The following is an 18298-nucleotide window of genomic DNA, read 5'->3' as shown; positions in this document are numbered from 1 at the left end:
AGGTACTAGAAAATGCAAAATTGGGTTAACGCCTTTTCATGGCTTAATGTACGCTTTTTGTTAATGGGCCTCTGGGTAACTATTTACATTTCCGTAATTTCGGTCATTTTAAGTTTTATTATTGGCTCGATTTTAGGAATAATTAGATATTCTAAAATTAAGTATGTTTCAGCTGTTGTAGGTTTCATTATTGATATTATTCGTAATATTCCCCTGCTGCTGATTATCTTCTTTACTTATTTTGGGCTACCAAACTTTGGTTTAAGGCCGGAAACCATACCCGCAGCGATTATTGCCATGACAGTATTCGAATCCTGTATGATTGCTGAAATTGTGCGTTCAGGTATTCAATCCGTTTCTATCGGTCAGATGGAGGGTGCAAGATCAACTGGCATGTCGTTTGTTCAGGCTTTATGGCATGTTGTTTTGCCTCAAGCTTATAAAAACATGATTCCAACAATTATTAGTCAGTTTGTTTCTCTAATTAAGGACACATCTTTGGCAACAATCATAGTTGTTCCGGAAATGATGCAGCACGCACAAGTTATTTATGGTCAAAATGCAAACTACATTTTGCCGATGTTTGCTGCTTTAGCTGTTTTGTATTTTGCTGTGTGCTTTACATTGTCAATTATCGGCAGTGCAATAGGCAGGCATTTGTCTTAAAATAAGAATTTGATTAGTAATTATTAAAAAGCAATTCACGAGTTTGTGAATTGCTTTTTTTGTTTGCTCTGATACACAGGCCATTGGTTCATACCATTTCACAAACTTTTTTATTTGATTTTACTAGTCAATTATTTTTATTAAATAATTTTAAGAAAAATGCTTGACATATTAAAAATTAGCTATTATCTTATAATATAACATCATATAACAAGAATGATTGAGAGGTTAAAAATGAAAAAAGAATATCAACAAGAAATTAAGAATGCTCTTGCCGCTGCAGAAAAGATTGATGGCATTAATCATGTCTATTTTGTAGCTTGTGGAGGATCGATGGCTTTTATGCAACCAGCTGAATATATTTTCAACCGCGAATGTGATATTCCAGCCACAATTTTACCAGCACGGGAATTTACAACACGTAATCCTCATGATTTGGGAAACCATAGTTTAGTAGTTTCTTGTTCACATTCAGGTAGTACACCGGAAACAAATGAGGCAGTTAATTTTGCCAAAAGTAAAGGTGCTCTAACAGTAGGTATTACCTATACAGCAGGTTCTGACTTAGAAAAGAATTCCGATTTCACTTTGCACTACAGTTGGGGCAAAGGTACCGATGCTTCTGATTTAAATAATGGAGTTTTATATGGTTTCATATTTAGTTTATTGAAGTCCATAACTGGTGATAACAAATTTGAAAAAGGCCTGAAAGCTTTGGATAGTTTAGAAACTATGGCTGACAGGGTAAGAAAGCAATTTGGAGAAACTGCAAAGAAATGGACCAGTGAATTAAAACGCGAAAAATTAATTTATGCTTTAGGATCAGGTATTAATACTGGAGAAACATATTCATTCTCAGCATGCTGGCTTCAAGAAATGCAATGGATTCATAGTGGTTACATCAATTCTGCCGAGTATTTCCATGGTCCATTCGAAGTAACAGATTTTGATGTGCCCTTTATCATTTGCAAAGGATTAGGCGTAACAAGAAAAATGGATCAACGTGTAATCGATTTTGCTAAAAAGCATAGTCAAAAAGTTTACGTGATTGACGACGCTGACTTTGATATGCATGAAGTAGATGACGACTTTAAAGAATACTATTCTCAGATTCTTTCAGGAGTTGCTTTCCGTCAATTAGCCGAAGGATTTGCTTATGAAAGAGGACACTCACTAGATGTCCGTCGTTATATGGGACATCTGGATTATTAAAAAGGCTGTAAATCATGAAAATAATTGCAGTTGGTGACAATGTAGCTGATACATACATCAAGCAAAAGATATTTTTTCCAGGCGGAAATTGTGTCAATGTAGCAGTTGATGCCAAAAAAGCTGGAGCTGATGTTTCAGCTTATCTAGGAATGTTTGGAGATGACGATCGAGCACAGCATATTAAAAAATCTTTAACAGAAGAAAATGTAGAACTTATTAATTGTCGTAAGGTCTATGCCCCCACAGCACAGCCTCGAGTTATTCTCACAGATGAAGGTGATAGAACTTTTGCCCCTGGTCCTAAAAATTCAGTAATGCATTTGTTATCCTTAAGGCTTACCCCAACAGATTTTGCGGAAATAAAAAAGTTTGATGTTGTTCATATTGGAATTGATTCGGGAATTGAAAATTATCTTGATGAATTACATCATATTACCAAAGTATCATTTGATTTTTCAGATTCTCGCAATGAAGGTTACTTTAAACGTGTTTTACCGTTTGTAGATTATGCTTTCTTTTCAGGTTCAGAGATGTCTGATGAACAAGTGGAAGAATTTGCTAAAAAATATTTAACTTTGGGACCGGAAGTCATAGTCATCACAAGAGGTGCAAATTCTGCATTCTTGTTAACTTCACAGAAATCCTATTATCAAAAACCACAAAAAGTAAAAGTCGTTGACACTATGGGCGCAGGTGACAGCTTTATTGCTGGTTTTCTAGTTTCTTACTTAAATAAAAACAATCTGCAAGAAGCTGCTTTAGCAGCTAGTAAAAATGCTGCAGCTACTTGCCAACTATCTGGTGGCTTTGGTCATCAGAAATCCTTTTAGAAAAGAGTGATATTTATGAAAAAAAGTGCATTGTTTGCAACTGCAATTGCATGTGTAGGCTTGTTGATAACAGGATGCCAGAAAAATTCTAGTTCTGGTACAAAAAATCAAGATAAAATTACTGTTGTTCAAAATACTACGGTGGATTCTCTTGACCCAATATTAGCGTATCAAAACACCTCTGTAACTGTTGTTGCTAACACTACAGAAGGGCTTTATACCATTGATGACCATGATAAACCTCAATTAGCTTTGGCTTCTAAAGTTAAAACGAGCAATCATGGACTAACCAAGACCTATACAATTCGTGAAAATGCTAAATGGTCAAATGGTGATCCAGTTACGGCTAATGATTTTGTTTTTGCCTGGCGTCGGCTGTCAGATCCTAAGATAGCCTCAGCATTTAATTTCCAGCCAGGTGCGGCTGGAATTAAAAATGCTAATGACATTGTAGCTGGAAAGAAGCCAGTCAAGTCATTGGGTGTTAAGGCCACAGGTCCTAAAACTTTAGTTGTTCAACTTGATCATGTTGTACCTTATATGAACAAATTGCTGGCATTCAGTGATTTTGCTCCTGTTAACCAAAAATATTTTGAAAAAGTAGGAAAGAAATTTGCACAAGATTCAAATCATTTAATTTACTCTGGTCCTTACCAAATCAAGGATTGGAAATTAGGTGATAACACTATCCAGTTAGTTAAAAATCCTAAATATTGGGATGCCAAGAATGTCAAAATTAAGAATGTTAAGCTTGATATTATTACGGACCCGGAAAAGGCAGCTATTGCATTCGAAAATGGCAGTGCAGACTATGTTCACTTAAGTGGTCAGCTTGTTTCTAAGTATCGGAAAGATAAGAATTTTAAGAATGATGTTGGTAACTTTACTCAATATCTCATGTTTAATTTGAAAAAGCCTGGACTAGATAATGCTGACCTTCGTAAAGCTATATCTTCCAGTATTAACCGTAAAGAAATTACTACTCATATTCTGAAGGATGGTTCAATTCCTTCTCATTCAATGGTTATGAAAAATTTGGTTAAAAATCCTACAAATGGCAAAGATTTTGCGGATGAATCAACCACTAATTTGTCAGAATACTCACCAGCTCAAGCTAAAAAGTATTGGAATAAGGCCAAAAAAGCAACTAACCTGCGTTCATTTACCCTGCTTTATGATGACAGTGATCCTTCTTATGCCAATGTAGCAGCTTATGTTAAGGCACAGGTGGAGAAAAATCTTCCAGGAATGAAAGTAACACTGCAACAAGTAGCAAAGAAGACTAGGAATGATAAGATGTCAAAAGCAACTTATGATGTCACACTGACACGCTGGGGACCTGATTATGCAGATCCAACAGCAATTTTAAGTATGTATCAATCTGAGAATGATAGTAATTATGGTCGCTGGAAAAATTCAGAATTTGATAAGTTAATGGCCCAATCTGACCAAACTACTGATCAAGCTAAGAGATACAAATTGCTTCTTAAAGCAAATAATATCCTAATTAACAGTGCTTCTTGCCCACCGCTTTATCAGATTGGTGCACCAGTTTTGCAAAGAGCAAATATTAAAGGACTGCCAATGCATATAGCCGGCGTATCGTTCTTCTTCAAATATGCTTCAATTAAATAATTTCATTAAAAGTATTAATAGGGCTGGGATACAATCTCAGCTCTGTTTGCTTATTTAGGAAGATTGGAGGGAAAAAATTGAAAAAGTATGTCTTAAAAAGAATATTAATCGCAGTGATTACATTATTTTTGATTACTTTGATTCTTTTTATTATGGAAAAGGCAATGCCTGGTTCTCCATTTAATGATGAAAAAATGTCACATGCTCAAGTAGCGGCACTTTATCATAAATATGGTTTAGACGGTCCAGTGCCACTGCAGTTTCTTAATTACTTGAAAAATATGTTGTCTGGTGACTTCGGTGTTTCGTATACCGTTCAAGTTAATACGCCGGTTACTACAATGATTTTGCAGCATTTTACCATTTCACTCCAGATAGGTTTACAGGCTACTGTACTAGGTTCAGTTTTAGGCTTTCTGATGGGAATTTTGGCAGCAATCAAAAAAGGTACAATTTGGGATAACTTAATGACTGGCATTTCTGTTTTGGGAATAAGTCTTCCTAACTTTGTAGTAGCATTGATCGTGTCAATCATATTTTCTTATAAACTAATGGTCTTTCCAGGAACATACCAACCAACACAACCATTTGTATCAAGTATTCTGCCTACAATAGCATTGAGTACTTTTACTATGGCAAGTATTGAGCGATATGTTAGAAATGACATGATTGATATTATGAATTCTGATTATTATCGTTTAGCGGATTCAAAAGGAATTAAAAAGTTCCAGTTGATCGGACACCATGTTATCAGAAACACTTTAATTTCAGTTATTACAGTATTAGCACCACTGATGATTGACCTAATTGCCGGGAGTATGGTAATTGAAAAAGCTTTTGCTATTCCAGGCTTGGGAACATTGTATATCAGTGCTATACAAGCTAATGACTACAATGTAGTCTTAGGCATAACGTTCTTTTATGCAGTGTTTTTTATTAGTATTATGTTAATAGTTGATATTCTTTATGGGTTAATAGATCCGCGTATTAGATTAGATGAGGGCAAATAATTATGACTAATATAGAAAATAATGATTTTGAATTTGCCCATAAATCTGAAACAGTTGACCATTATTCCGGTAAATCTTATTCATATGGGCAGTTGGTTTGGCATCGCTTTTTAAGAAATAAAGGTGCGGTGATTAGCGCAGTTGTTTTAATTATTATTGCTTTAATAGCCATTCTGGCGCCTTACCTTAGTCAATACTCACCCACTACACCATATCCTAACCAGTCTAATTTAGCTCCTGGAGTTAATGGTCATTGGTTTGGAACAGATAACTTAGGCAGAGATATTTTTGTAAGAGTTGCTGCTGGTACTTCAGTTTCACTAAGGGTTGCTCTAGTGGCTATGGCAATTGATCTGGTTATTGGTACTAGTTATGGCCTGATTTCAGGATATTTTGGTGGCAAAATTGATTTATTCATGCAAAGAATAACAGAAATTCTTAGTACTATTCCTATGATCATTATTGTGACTTTGCTTGTTCTGGTCATGAAGCCAGGTCTAGTAAGCATAATTACTGCGATGATGATTGTCGGCTGGATTAATATGAGTAGAATAGTTCGAGCACAGGTGTTGGAACTAAAAACCAGCGAGTATGTTTTATCAGCAAAGACAATGGGAGAATCTGATATTAAAATTATTTTCTCTCAAATTTTGCCTAATACATTAGGACAAATAATTACCACATTTATGTTATCTATTCCGAACGCAATTTTTTTGGAAGCATTCTTAGCCTTTATCGGTTTAGGTGTTCCGGCACCATTAGCTTCATTAGGAACAATGATTAATGATGGTTATACCCAGGCTATCGTTTATCCATACATGGTCATTTTCCCCGTATTGTTTTTAGCACTAATTATGCTGAGTTTTAATATTATTGCGGATGGCTTACGGGATGCTATTGAAGGAAGTTAGGTAAAATTATGACCGAAACAGTTTTAGAAATAAAAAATTTACAAGTAGCCTATCATACCGATCACGGAGAAGTGCAAGCTGTCAGAGGAATAAGTTATCAGGTAAAAAAGGGTGAAACAGTTGCTTTAGTTGGTGAATCCGGTTGTGGCAAGTCAGCTAGTGTAAAGCCAATCATGGGCGAAAAAGAAGCCAATCAAATAATTAAATCCGGTGAGATCAATTTCACTTACCAGACTGAAAATGGTCCACAAACAGTTAATTTATTAAAAATTAGTCCTAAGATTATGCAAAATCATATTAAGGGCAAAGAAATAGCAATGGTTTTTCAAGACCCAATGACTTCTCTCGATCCAACCATGAAAATTAATAAGCAAATCGCTGAGGCAGTAAAGGCTTCTCATCCTGAGATGAACAAGGATCAAATCAACGAACGGGTGCTTAATTTAATTGAAACCGTTGGCATTCAAAACATGAAGGTTGTTCAGAACCAATATCCACATCAACTTTCTGGGGGAATGAGACAGAGAATTGTTATCGCCATTGCGTTGGCCGGGAATCCCAGTTTACTGATCTGTGATGAACCAACTACGGGTTTGGATGTTACTATTCAGGCTAAAATTTTGAACCTGATTAAAGATATACAAAAGAGCAGGAAATTATCTGTTATTTTTATCACCCATAATTTAGGGGTGGTTGCCAATATTGCAACATATGTGAACGTCATGTATGCTGGAAAAATAGTTGAGACTGGAACGAGCCAAGATATCTTTTTTGAACCTCGTCACCCATATACTTGGGGTCTGCTTGAATCAGTACCTGATATCAATGAGAAGGTTGACGAATTACCGACTATTGCCGGAACGATTCCAGACTTAACACAACCGATTGTTGGAGATGCTTTTGCTCCCAGAAATAAGTATGCCTTAAACATTGATTTTAAAAAACAACCGCCAATGTTTAAAATTAATGACCACCATTATGCTGCAACTTGGCTCTTAGATAAAAGAGCTCCCAAAGTACCAATTCCAGCAGTTTTGCAAAAGAGAATTTTAAAAATGAAGGGGGCATCATAAGCAATGACTAAAAATATCCTTGAAGTTCATCATTTAAAGCAATATTTTCCAGTTGCAAATAAAAAAGTAGTTAAAGCGGTAGATGATGTTTCCTTTAATATTGCTAATGGTGAAACTTTTGGTCTGGTAGGTGAGTCAGGAAGTGGAAAGACCACTATTGGACGCTCTATTATTCGTCTTTATTGGCCTACTGCAGGTGAAGTAATTTTTGAAGGTGAACAAATAGCAGGTCAACTAAGTAAAAAGCAGACTGCTAAGTTGCGTAAAGACATGCAGATGATTTTTCAAGATCCTATGTCTTCACTAAATCCTCGTAAAAAAGTTGGTGACATAGTCAAGCTGGGTCTTGATATTCATTATCCTAAATTATCTAAGGATGAAAAACTGCAAAAAGTTATTGAAATGTTAAAAGTAGTGGGCCTTGACTCATCATTTGTTAACCGCTACCCGCAAGAACTTTCAGGTGGACAAAGACAAAGAGTTGGTATTGCCAGAGTAGTTATCATGCATCCCAGACTTATTATTGCAGATGAAGCTATTTCTGCTCTAGATGTTTCAGTACAAGCTCAAGTTGTTAATCTTCTTCAAAGAATACAAAGAGAAAGTGGCAGTGCCATGCTCTTTATTGCCCATGACTTGGCAATGGTCAAACATATTTCAAGTCATATAGGAGTAATTCATTTGGGACATATTGTCGAGATTGGGCCAACAGAAGCAATTTTTGACGATCCTGTGCATCCTTATACAAAAAGTTTGTTAACTGCTATCCCCACTACTAATCCAATAGCAGAACAAAATAAAAAGTTATCAAATTATCATGCATTTAGACAACAATATGAAAATAAAGAAATGGCAGATTTAGGCAATGGTCACTATGCAATAGACGATGGGTCGTGGACTAAGTAAAACTCCTTATGATAAAATATTGATAAATAAATTTTTAATATTATCAAGAAAAGGAAAAATAGATGCCACGTCCTAAAACCAAGCAAGAATTAGTTGATGCAAGTAATTCGTCATACCAGAAGATAGTTGATTTAATCGCTAAGTTGCCAGAGGATGCTCGCACTGGCAGTTTCAATTTTGATACGAGTAAATTAAAAGAAGCCCATTGGAAGAGAGATAATAATGTACGTGATGTTTTGATTCACTTATATGAATGGCAAAAATTGTTGCTAGAGTGGGTTAAAAGCAATCAATCCGGTGAAGACAAAGAATTTTTGCCTGAAGGGTATAATTGGCGTAATTATGGTGAAATGAATCAAGAATTTTGGCAAAAGCACCAATCTACGCCACTTGCAGAAGCAGAAAAAATGCTAGCGACTAGTCATAAGCAAACCATGGCTTTGCTTGATACCTATACGGAAGAGCAACTCTTTCAAAAAAATGTTTTTCCTTGGACTGGTAATAATGCATTAGGTACTTACTTCATTGCAAATACTTGCAGTCATTATGAATGGGCTTTAAAAAAGTTACGAAAATATCAAAGATCCTTGAAATAAGGGCTTATTAAAACCGTTAGCGTAAAAGCTGCGGTTTTTGTATTGATTAATTTACTTATTAGGTAAATTAGAAGTTTGACAATTTATTTCTCTATAGATATAATTTCTAAATAGAAAATATTAATAAAAGGAAATTATAATGAAAAATAATAAGTTATACCAGACATTAATGGACTTACAGTGTGAGTTGGTTGCTGAAAGAAATTTGGTAAATCCAGGACAAATTAACTGGTTGCAATATGATATTTTGAGCGTTTTGCAGGATCATGCTTGCAAACCAACCGTTTTAAGCCGGCAACTTGGAATTAAGCAGGCGAAATTATCCAAAAATTTTACCAAATTAAGAAAATTAGGCTATATCAAGCAAACCCCAGACATACAAGATCATAGAGAACTGATAACAGAAATTACTGCAAAAGGACTTGCTTTTATGGATGATATTGCTGAAAAGCATGGCGAACTATATAATCAGGCTCAAAAAATTTGGTCCAAGAAAGAACAAGAACAATTTGTTTTATTAGCAAATAAACTAATTGCTGTTTTAAGGAAAGACCGGATTGGAAATGAGTAGTAAACCAATAATTATTGAAGGTGCACATACAAATAATTTAAAAAATATTTCGGTTGAAATTCCCAAAAATAAAATTACCGTTATTACCGGCTTATCTGGCGCTGGCAAATCCTCACTGGCATTGTCGACTATTGCAGCAGCAGCTCAAAGGCAGGTGAATAAGACATACAGCGCCTATGTTCAACAACTTTTACCTCATTTTAAAGAACCTGAAGTTGATAAAATTAAAAATTTGCCATTTACTGTAGTAGTTGATCAAAAAGGTATCGGAAACAACAAGCGTTCAACTCTTGGTACTTATTCTGATATTTATTCAGCATTGAGATTGTTGTTTTCACGTTTGGCAAAGCCGTTTATTGGTTATTCAATGAACTACTCTTTTAATAATCCAGTGGGCATGTGTCCCAGATGCCAAGGATTAGGAGAAGTTAGAGAAATTATTCCAGAGGATTTGTTGAATATGAGCAAATCACTTAATGAAGGAGCGATAGATTTTCCTACCTTTCAACCAGGTGGTTGGCGATTAACTCGTTATACTGAGTCAGGCTTTTTTGATAATGATTTACCACTAAAAAAATGGTCTGAATCAAAAATTACTCTGTTATTGAATGGTGAGAAGCAAGTACCACCAAACCCAACGAGAAAATGGCATAAAAGTGCGAAGTATATTGGTCTTATCCCCAGGATAACTCAAACTTTTTTAAGCAAAAATGATTCTCAATACCAAAATGATTTAAAGAGGATTGTTAAAGTGAAGGTCTGTCCAGCTTGTCATGGGCAAAGGCTAAATGCAAAAGCACTTTCTGCTAAAATTAATAATAATAATATTGCTGATTGCAGTATGATGAGTTTAATTGAATTGAAACTTTGGCTAAGTAGAATTGATGATGAAAAAACTAAACTTATTCAAAAAGAAATAGAAGCTCAGATAACTAATTTAATTAATGCAGGTTTAGGGTACTTGAGTTTAAACAGGACCACTGCCTCTTTATCAGGTGGAGAAGCTCAAAGAGTTAAATTAGCAAACTATTTAAATAGTGATTTGACCGACTTGCTTTATATCTTTGATGAGCCCAGCGTAGGTTTGCACTCATATGACCTTCAAAAAATTAACAATATTTTTAGGCAATTACGGGATAAAGGAAATTCAATAATTATTGTTGATCATGACCCTGAAGTGATGGCAATAGCTGACAAAATTATTAATTTAGGGGAGTTAGCTGGTGAAAAAGGTGGATATATTACATTTACAGGTGATTTTAAAAACTTAGTTCAAAGTAATACTTTAACAGGAAAAAGCTTGCGTAATTTTGGTATTCTTAAAAGTGAAACCAAATTATTTAACAGTTTTTATCATATAAGTAATGTATCCCTAAATAATCTGCATGATATAAGCATTAAAATTCCTCAACAATCTTTAACAGCAATTACAGGAGTTGCCGGATCGGGCAAAAGTAGTTTAGTAAAAATAATAAAAAAACAGTATCCGCAAACAGCGGTTTTAAGTCAACGTGAAATTCGTGGGAATAACAGGTCAAATGTGTTAACGTATTTAAATGTTTTTGATAAATTGCGACAGTATTTTGCTGATGCCACTAATCAAACAATAGGTTTATTTTCATTTAATAGTCAGGGAGCTTGCCCGATATGTAAAGGCAAGGGGATGCTTAAGCTTGACTTAGCATATATTGGAGAGTCTGTTACGGTTTGCGAAGCTTGTCAGGGACAACGTTATTCAGAAAAGGTTTTAAATTTAAAAGTCAATTGCTTGAATATTGCAGAAGCGATGGCTTTGAGTCCTGCCGAATTTGCTGTTAAATATCCTATCCTTAATCCTGCAATGATAGCATTAAAACAAGTAGGATTAAGTTATATAAAGTTAAATCAGTCCTTAGACACTTTTTCTGGTGGCGAATTGCAACGGCTTAAATTAGCCAAGTTTCTTTTAAAACAGTCCAGTAAAATTTTAGTTTTAGACGAACCAACAAGTGGTCTGCATGAATATAATATTCAAGATTTAATTGATCTGTTAAAAAGCTTAATTTCAACTTATCAATTAACAATTATTGTTATTGAACATAATTTACGCTTAATTGAACAAGCAGATTGGATTATTGATATAGGACCTTATGCTGGTAATAAAGGTGGGAAAATTATGTTTTCTGGTCGTCCAGAACAATTAATTGATAAAGGAAAAACTTTGACAGCTAAGGCTCTAAAGCAATATTTCAGGCTTTAAAATATTTTTAGAGTTTTTTAGTTAGTTTAATCTCCCAAACTTTTCATACAGTTATAATTTTAAATGACTGTTATACTAATCTTTGAGTTTGTTATTTTTATTTTAATTTAGTAATATTGAATAGTTAAGGAAGTGTGATAATGAATTCTGTCAAAACAATAGCTGGCGTACCACTTTACAAAAAAATCTACTTAGATATCAAACAAAAGATTCAGCAAAACATTTTGAAAACTGATGAAAAATTACCGAGTGAACAATATTTGTGTCAAAAATATCAGGTTAGCAGAATAACAGTGCGTAAAGCTCTGAAATTATTGACTGATGAAGGACTAGTAGTTACTATCCAAGGAAAAGGCTCCTATGTCAATGTCAAAAAGCTGAGGGGAAGACTGGAACAAATTGAAGGCTTCTCAGAATTTTCTGAGTCTCGCTCTAAAACAAATAAAAAGATTATTTTAAAAAGAGAAATATTACAAAATTCTCAAATTGCTAGGATTTTGCAACTGTCTGAGCCAGCAGATTTAGTTTATATTAAAAGAATTTCTCAAACAGGAAATGAGCCTATGGCAATTGATGAAGCCTGGCTATCAGCTGAACGCTTTCCAGATTTGCTTACAAATATTCAGGAAGATATCTCACTATACCAATACCTAGCAGATAAGTACCATGAAACTTTAGCAAGTTCATATCGCGAAATCAGCACTATCTTACCCAGTAGTGAACAAGCTAGATTACTGGCATTAACTAATGTAGTACCACTTTTTGATGTAAACAAGACTGTTTATAATCAGTTTGATCAACCGCTAGAATTTTCTCATTATGTGGTAAGAGGAGATAAAATGGTTTATACTATCGACTCCAAAAATGACAGCAATATTTATCTTAACCACAAAAAGTAATTGTATTTAAAAAACTTTCCAATATTTAAAAACGATCAGGTGAATTGAATTCACCTGGTCGTTTTATTATTTTTTAGGCTTTAAATGTTGAGAGTAGGCACGAATATTATTTTGTACAAAAGCATGTGGCTGAGTTTGAAAAACACAATTAGGAAAGGAATGCTGCATAATAGCTTGACCTAAATTGAGTAGGACTAAATTATCAATTTCAACATTTTTATCAATATCTTGAGCAATTTCTCCTGTTTTTTGCATTTGTTCAAACTTTTCAGCTAAAATTTTTCTGATTAAATCGAGAAGATTTTTAATCACTGTTTGCAGTTCTGGCAAATTTTGAGATTCGCGAATACCAGTTAAAAACAAAGCTAGATGTTGCTTTATAAAATTTTGGTATATAATGGAAAAATTCATAATATCCTTATCTAAATCGCCAACTAACTGATAATTTTTATTAATCATTTGAATATCATCATGATACTTGGATATCAGTTGCTGCAAAATACCACGTTTGTCTTTAAAATGTCTGAACAAGGTGCTTTCATTAACTTGAGCGACTTGAGCAATTTTTTTAGTAGTGGTTCTTTGATAACCATTGTGAATTAATAATTGTGAGAAAGCTGTTAATATTCTCTGTTCAACATTACCGCTCATTTTGGCCACCCACCTTAACTCAATTCTTTAAATTTCAATAATGGCTGTTTGTGTCTAATTGTAACAATTATCACATTAAGTAACAAGGCACTTAAAATTAATGCGCATAATCAAATTTGGTATTGTGTTAAAAATTTATCGCTATAGGTTAAAGCATTTTGTATTCCATAGTAGACATGTGAGAAATATTGGGCTGCCCGTAAAGTGGTCATTCAAGCTTCTAACTGAGTAAATTGTTGAATATTAGTTTAAAAATTGTAGTAATAGGTCTCAAAATCATTTACTTGTAAGGCAGAATAAGTTAATATCAAATATAACATTAAAATGACTTATCAGAATGTAGGTGTTTATCATCAATCAAAAACAGAGGCTAGATATTATTTTATTAAATTTGCAAGAAAAAAATTCATTAACACTGCAAGAGATTATTGATTTAACAGGTAGTTCTCGTGATACTGCTAGACGCGATATTATAAAATTGGTTAATAATAATATGGCTGTTCGTAATTATGGAGGTCTTAGTTTACCCAGCTCTTATAATAAATTAAGCGTTTTCTTGGATAGAATGGATAAAGAAAAAACCGAGAAGCAATGTATAGCTAAAATGGCCAGTCATCTGGTCCAATCTAGAGAGTTTTTGTATTTAGATGTATCAACAACAGTTAGTTTTTTACCTCAGTATTTAAAACAATTCGATTCACTGTATACAATTACTAACTCCATTGATATTGCGGATAAATTACTAAGGCAAACTGACAGTGAAGTTAGACTTTTGGGTGGTAATTTGGATAGAGAAAAAAGGTGTGTGATTGGAACTAAAGCACTTTCTGATTTAACTGACTACCATTTTAGTAAGGCATTTCTAAGTGCGGACGGTATTACTCAACAAGGCGTTTTTTACTCTTATGATGAAGACATAGAATATAAAAGACAGATTAAGAAAAGAACAGATCAACTAGTTTTATTGTTAGACCATAAAAAAATTAATGCTACTCATAATTTTCATGTTTTTAACTTAAAAGACATTGATGTACTTATAACAACAGTTACTTTACCTAAAAAACTGGAAAAAGCTCTAACCATGAACCAAGTAAAAATATTAAAAGCAAAGGGATAATAATGATTGATACGATTTTATTTGATGTAGACAGCACTTTGATAGATACTGCTAGTGTAATGATTGACTCTTTAAAAATCACTTTAAAAAAGCTTAAAAATATTACCATAAAAGATGATTCTGAATTGTATTTTATTTTAGGAATTACTGGGGAAAAGGCAATAACCAAATTCGTGACCAATGATGCAGAAAAAGTAATTTTATTAAATGACTGGGCTAAAAATGTTGCTACCTTGAAATATAAAGAAAAAGTTTTCCCCGGCATCAAAAATTTATTAGCTGACTTAAAAAAACTTGGTTATACTACTGGAGTTGTCACTTCTAAAAATCAATATGAGATGGACAGTGAATTCAATAGATTTGATTTAAACACTTATTTTGACTGTATTATAAATGCGTCTGATACTAAAAAGCATAAACCTGATGCTGATCCAATTAATTTTGCTTTAAAAAAATTAAATAAACCTAGCAGTTCAACCGTGTATGTTGGTGATTCACCTTATGATTTGGAAACCGCTATAAATAGCGACGTAAATTTTGCTTGGGCAAAATGGGGCTCAAAAGCTCAAGAAAAACTGTTCAATCAAGCACAAATGATTCTATATAAACCAACCGATTTGTTTAAATATTTAGGAAATTAAATAATTTTCTACTTTGTCGCTAACAATAAAATTAGAAAAGCTACTGTATCAAACAAGAAGTGGACTAAAAAGCTGACCCAAATATTATGGGTTTTGATGAAAGCCCAATTTAAAACTAGACGTGTAAATGCCAATCCTAATATGACATAACCCAGATTGTAGTCATAAGTTGATAAGTGCAGTAGTGCAAATATTAAAGCCGAAACAATATTACCCCATAATAAAGGGTGAGGCATATGACAAGAATCAGCTAACTGGGTGACAGCTAATAAAGGCATGATTGCTAAAAATTCTTCGCCCAATATTTGGATAGCGCTGCTTATACGTTGATAGAGAAAAATTGGCCAAACATGTGGTGTCTTCATAGTCAATCCCGCAGCTGCATTGCCAGAAACAGAACCAAATAATTTTTGAGAAATTGTTCCTGATAACACAGATATGAAATAGGCAAAGATAAAGAAAACAAGAATCCAAAGCCATTCTTTAGCATGTGGTACATGAAATAAATGATGCCATCTTTTACCAGTAGCAATTTGTACACCGATTATTTGAATTACTAAAAAAATGGTTACAATTAATAGCTGAAAACAAGCAGCTATTAAAGAGGGATGATTCTCATCAAAAACTAAATAGTCTGGAACTTGTATACCAGGCATTATCAAACAGCAGTATGCGATTATGTTCGATAATAATATTAATAACCATTTTTTGCCAGATAAATGAAATGAATTTGTTAAATTATTTGTCATTGAAATTCACCTTTTTATTTTTGATTTTATATTGCCAATCATAAAAATACAATCCCCAAGCTTGTGAAAAATAAAACATGATATTTTTGTGTAACTATTTAATGAGATTTTGATACCTTAACTTAAAGGCGAATTTCCCCAAATATAGACTAGTAGAACATGTGTTACAATTAATTATATCAAGATTGGAAAATCCATAAGTGGATGCTATTAAAATTTTGTTTATTTTCGCTTATATAATTATACATATATGCACAATAGTTTAGATAGAATCATAAGGAGGTTGCTTATGAAAAATGTTACTATCAATAATCAGGTTCTGCCAGCTTTAGGTATTGGTACTTGGGAAATGGGGGATGACCCAGAAGTCAGAGAAGAAGAAATAACAGCTATTCGTTCAGGACTTGATGCTGGCTTAACAGTGATTGACACGGCTGAGATGTATGGCAATGGTCATTCGGAAGAACTAGTTGGTGAGGCAATAAAGCCTTATCAAAGATCACAAATTTTTTTAATATCTAAAGTATTGCCCCAAAATGCTTCTGCACATAAAATGCGACAAAGTTTGGCAGCTAGTCTTAAGAGGCTGCAAACTGATTATTTAGATTTGTATCTATATCATTGGCGCGGAATGGTTCCTTTGGCGGAGACCGTTTCGGAATTGCAGTCTTTGCAAGATGAAGGACTAATTCGGTCTTGGGGCGTATCAAACTTCGATATCGATGATATGCAAGAACTCTGGCAGGTGCCAAATGGTCAGAACTGCGTTGTTAATGAGGATTTGTATAATTTGGAGACTAGGGGAATTGAATTCAGTCTTTTGCCTTGGCAAAGAGAACTTCATATTCCATTGATTGCCTATAGTCCACTGGGTCGAGGACCTAAAATGGGTAGCACAATGATGAAAAATGAGGCGGTCATACAAGTAGCTGAAAAACACAAGGCAAGTCCTTATCAAATTTTACTTGCTTGGGTAATGCAACAGCCAGATGTTTTAGCGATACCAAAAAGTAGTAGTTCAAAGCACTTATTATCTAATCTTAGGGCGTTAGATATTGAGCTAACAAAGGAAGATTTACAAGTTTTGGAACAGGCTTATCCGAAACCAGATCATAAAGAGCCTCTGGCAATATTTTAAAAAACAATGCTTTTGTATTAAGCCCCAATATGTCAACTTTTATACAGTCCGCCAAAGGTAAAAAATATTGATATATTACTAAAACTTTCTTTAATACTGTATTTTTGCTTCTTTTTTAAAGTCCATAGAAAATTCTATTTTAATTGTGGATTCTTTATATGAGCAAATGCAAATTATTGAAAAACAACAACTAAAAAAAGTTATTTACAAACCATAATCATTAAAAAACTAAAAAATAAAGTAAAAAAGCTTGAGTTCTCTCAGGCTTTTTCTGTACCCTTATACTAGGTAAGAAATTGGGAAGTTAAATAATGAAGAGTTTTTTGTTTCGTTTATATTTGGTGGCAATGAAATTAATTGCTCGTTTCACACCAGTGCAAGATAATAAAGTGGTTATACTTAATGGCGCAGGTAGATCGGGTTCAAATGGTTATTTATTTGGCAAATATTTGAAGAAAAACCATCCTGAATATGAAGTTATTACCGTTGAACCATGGCCGTCTTCACATTTATCGTTAAAAACTTGGCGACAAATCGGTGCAGCAAAGTTTGTGTTAACGACACACCAACCATTTAAAGTTCATGCTAGACAAATCAATATTCAGTTCTGGCATGGTATTCCACTCAAGCGCATGGGATTTATGGCTAATAATACTAGTCTCAAAACTGATCAGCGTAATGCTAATTTATGGCAAAAAAATGCTGACGTTGTTTGCTCAAGCAGTGATTTATACGAAAGTCTAATGAGTGCCTGTTGCGCGATTGAAACTAACAAATATCGAAAAACTGGGTTTCCTCGTCTTGATGCCTTGAAAAATCCTGCTATTAGTAAAAAGAAATTATTAACTGACTTATTCAAAGCTGAGGATAATGATGCTCAAATTGGAATATACATGCCAACTTTTCGTTATGAAATGGATGATCGACAAATTATGACGCAAGTTGAGCATGGTAATTTCTTTGCATTGCCTGATTTTGATGCTGTGAAGCTGAATAATTCTTTAAAAAAGAACCATCAGTTTTTAATAGTAAAGTTGCATCCCTATGAAATGAACCTGTTTAAACACCTTCGGAGCAGCTTTTCAAATATTGCCTTTCTCAATAACGACTATTTGTATCAACTTAATATTGATTTATATGAAATTTTAGGTAATACAGACTTTTTAATTACTGATTATTCTTCGATTTATTTTGATTATTTAAACATTGACAAACCAATCATATTTATTACCAATTATTTGAGGCAATACGAAAAAAAGCGAGGACTTTTAATGGGTCCTTATGAAGAAATTGTGCCTGGACTATGTGTGAAAACGCAGCAGGAGCTGATTAAGGCACTTGTAATGCCTGATCAATTCAGTCAAAAGCGGCACTACTGGCTAAATTTAACTAATGAGGTGCAGGCTGATTCAAATTGTGAAAATGTATTTAAGTTGTTAAAAAATAGAGGGTAA

General features: G+C 33.8%; 18 protein-coding genes. 16 read left to right on the top strand and 2 right to left on the bottom strand.

The window, feature by feature from the left end:
- Positions 1–12: 12 nt before the first annotated feature.
- From LDM90_RS06260 to LDM90_RS06205, 12 genes are all read left to right on the top strand, one after another.
- On the top strand, positions 13–666 hold the full coding sequence (locus LDM90_RS06260; RefSeq protein ID WP_034977176.1) for an amino acid ABC transporter permease: 654 nt from the start codon (positions 13–15) through the stop codon (positions 664–666).
- Positions 667–900: 234 nt separating this feature from the next.
- The gene (locus LDM90_RS06255) at positions 901–1878 is read left to right on the top strand and encodes an SIS domain-containing protein (RefSeq protein WP_223896806.1); all 978 of its coding nucleotides are present in this window, start codon (positions 901–903) and stop codon (positions 1876–1878) included.
- A gap of 14 nt (positions 1879–1892) precedes the next feature.
- Positions 1893–2708, top strand: a complete 816-nt coding sequence (locus LDM90_RS06250) for a PfkB family carbohydrate kinase (RefSeq protein ID WP_223896807.1) — start codon at positions 1893–1895, stop codon at positions 2706–2708.
- A gap of 15 nt (positions 2709–2723) precedes the next feature.
- Positions 2724–4343 (top strand): peptide ABC transporter substrate-binding protein, encoded by a 1620-nt coding sequence (locus tag LDM90_RS06245; RefSeq protein ID WP_223896808.1) that lies wholly within the window; start codon positions 2724–2726, stop codon positions 4341–4343.
- 77 nt (positions 4344–4420) lie between these two features.
- Positions 4421–5353, top strand: a complete 933-nt coding sequence (locus LDM90_RS06240; protein WP_223898738.1) for an ABC transporter permease — start codon at positions 4421–4423, stop codon at positions 5351–5353.
- Positions 5354–5355: 2 nt separating this feature from the next.
- Positions 5356–6264: an ABC transporter permease gene (locus LDM90_RS06235; protein WP_034977189.1), complete on the top strand. Its 909-nt coding sequence runs from the start codon at positions 5356–5358 to the stop codon at positions 6262–6264.
- 5 nt (positions 6265–6269) lie between these two features.
- Positions 6270–7337, top strand: a complete 1068-nt coding sequence (locus LDM90_RS06230; protein ID WP_223896903.1) for an ABC transporter ATP-binding protein — start codon at positions 6270–6272, stop codon at positions 7335–7337.
- A 3-nt stretch (positions 7338–7340) separates the two neighbouring features.
- Positions 7341–8243, top strand: coding sequence for an ABC transporter ATP-binding protein (locus tag LDM90_RS06225; RefSeq protein WP_034977195.1), 903 nt, complete (start codon positions 7341–7343; stop codon positions 8241–8243).
- A 62-nt stretch (positions 8244–8305) separates the two neighbouring features.
- A complete protein-coding gene (locus LDM90_RS06220; protein WP_223896809.1) occupies positions 8306–8839 on the top strand; it encodes a ClbS/DfsB family four-helix bundle protein in 534 nt (177 codons plus the stop codon).
- 139 nt (positions 8840–8978) lie between these two features.
- On the top strand, positions 8979–9410 hold the full coding sequence (locus tag LDM90_RS06215) for a MarR family winged helix-turn-helix transcriptional regulator (RefSeq protein ID WP_223896810.1): 432 nt from the start codon (positions 8979–8981) through the stop codon (positions 9408–9410).
- Complete coding sequence (locus tag LDM90_RS06210) at positions 9403–11649, top strand: ATP-binding cassette domain-containing protein (RefSeq protein ID WP_223896811.1); 2247 nt, start codon at positions 9403–9405, stop codon at positions 11647–11649. The genes LDM90_RS06215 and LDM90_RS06210 overlap by 8 nt, the downstream gene beginning before the upstream one ends.
- Positions 11650–11789: 140 nt before the next feature.
- On the top strand, positions 11790–12548 hold the full coding sequence (locus LDM90_RS06205; protein ID WP_223896812.1) for a GntR family transcriptional regulator: 759 nt from the start codon (positions 11790–11792) through the stop codon (positions 12546–12548).
- 66 nt (positions 12549–12614) lie between these two features.
- On the opposite strand, the gene LDM90_RS06200 is transcribed toward LDM90_RS06205, so the two are convergent.
- Positions 12615–13199, bottom strand: coding sequence for a TetR/AcrR family transcriptional regulator (locus LDM90_RS06200; RefSeq protein ID WP_198213263.1), 585 nt, complete (start codon positions 13197–13199; stop codon positions 12615–12617).
- 343 nt (positions 13200–13542) lie between these two features.
- Between LDM90_RS06200 and LDM90_RS06195 the strand changes: the two genes are divergently transcribed.
- Both LDM90_RS06195 and LDM90_RS06190 read left to right on the top strand, forming a co-directional pair.
- Positions 13543–14316: a DeoR/GlpR family DNA-binding transcription regulator gene (locus tag LDM90_RS06195; RefSeq protein WP_223896813.1), complete on the top strand. Its 774-nt coding sequence runs from the start codon at positions 13543–13545 to the stop codon at positions 14314–14316.
- Between the two features lie 2 nt (positions 14317–14318).
- Entirely contained in the window at positions 14319–14957 is a 639-nt protein-coding gene (locus LDM90_RS06190) for an HAD family hydrolase (protein ID WP_223896814.1), read from the top strand.
- A gap of 8 nt (positions 14958–14965) precedes the next feature.
- Here LDM90_RS06190 and LDM90_RS06185 read toward each other — a convergent pair whose 3' ends face one another.
- A complete protein-coding gene (locus LDM90_RS06185; RefSeq protein ID WP_223896815.1) occupies positions 14966–15706 on the bottom strand; it encodes a CPBP family intramembrane glutamic endopeptidase in 741 nt (246 codons plus the stop codon).
- 289 nt (positions 15707–15995) lie between these two features.
- On the opposite strand from LDM90_RS06185, the gene LDM90_RS06180 reads away from it, so the two are divergent.
- Together LDM90_RS06180 and LDM90_RS06175 are read left to right on the top strand one after the other, a co-directional pair.
- Positions 15996–16844, top strand: coding sequence for an aldo/keto reductase (locus tag LDM90_RS06180; RefSeq protein WP_223896816.1), 849 nt, complete (start codon positions 15996–15998; stop codon positions 16842–16844).
- Positions 16845–17155: 311 nt separating this feature from the next.
- Positions 17156–18298 carry a CDP-glycerol glycerophosphotransferase family protein gene (locus LDM90_RS06175; protein ID WP_223896817.1) on the top strand — a complete coding sequence of 381 codons (1143 nt, stop codon included), beginning with the start codon at positions 17156–17158 and terminating at the stop codon, positions 18296–18298.

This window comes from Lactobacillus huangpiensis (assembly GCF_019972815.1).
GTDB lineage: Bacteria > Bacillota > Bacilli > Lactobacillales > Lactobacillaceae > Lactobacillus > Lactobacillus huangpiensis.
This window is presented reverse-complemented; position numbering and strand designations above follow the sequence as displayed.

Excerpts from the sequence above, each read along its gene's own strand:
- LDM90_RS06260 (WP_034977176.1), top strand. The coding sequence starts at position 13 with ATGCAAAATTGGGTTAACGCCTTTTCATGGCTTAATGTACGCTTTTTG.
- LDM90_RS06215 (WP_223896810.1), top strand. The coding sequence starts at position 8,979 with ATGAAAAATAATAAGTTATACCAGACATTAATGGACTTACAGTGTGAG.
- LDM90_RS06250 (WP_223896807.1), top strand. The coding sequence starts at position 1,893 with ATGAAAATAATTGCAGTTGGTGACAATGTAGCTGATACATACATCAAG.
- LDM90_RS06245 (WP_223896808.1), top strand. The coding sequence starts at position 2,724 with ATGAAAAAAAGTGCATTGTTTGCAACTGCAATTGCATGTGTAGGCTTG.
- LDM90_RS06255 (WP_223896806.1), top strand. The coding sequence starts at position 901 with ATGAAAAAAGAATATCAACAAGAAATTAAGAATGCTCTTGCCGCTGCA.
- LDM90_RS06205 (WP_223896812.1), top strand. The coding sequence starts at position 11,790 with ATGAATTCTGTCAAAACAATAGCTGGCGTACCACTTTACAAAAAAATC.
- LDM90_RS06175 (WP_223896817.1), top strand. The coding sequence starts at position 17,156 with ATGAAGAGTTTTTTGTTTCGTTTATATTTGGTGGCAATGAAATTAATT.
- LDM90_RS06185 (WP_223896815.1), bottom strand. The coding sequence starts at position 15,706 with ATGACAAATAATTTAACAAATTCATTTCATTTATCTGGCAAAAAATGG.
- LDM90_RS06200 (WP_198213263.1), bottom strand. The coding sequence starts at position 13,199 with ATGAGCGGTAATGTTGAACAGAGAATATTAACAGCTTTCTCACAATTA.
- LDM90_RS06180 (WP_223896816.1), top strand. The coding sequence starts at position 15,996 with ATGAAAAATGTTACTATCAATAATCAGGTTCTGCCAGCTTTAGGTATT.
- LDM90_RS06190 (WP_223896814.1), top strand. The coding sequence starts at position 14,319 with ATGATTGATACGATTTTATTTGATGTAGACAGCACTTTGATAGATACT.
- LDM90_RS06210 (WP_223896811.1), top strand. The coding sequence starts at position 9,403 with ATGAGTAGTAAACCAATAATTATTGAAGGTGCACATACAAATAATTTA.
- LDM90_RS06225 (WP_034977195.1), top strand. The coding sequence starts at position 7,341 with ATGACTAAAAATATCCTTGAAGTTCATCATTTAAAGCAATATTTTCCA.
- LDM90_RS06235 (WP_034977189.1), top strand. The coding sequence starts at position 5,356 with ATGACTAATATAGAAAATAATGATTTTGAATTTGCCCATAAATCTGAA.
- LDM90_RS06220 (WP_223896809.1), top strand. The coding sequence starts at position 8,306 with ATGCCACGTCCTAAAACCAAGCAAGAATTAGTTGATGCAAGTAATTCG.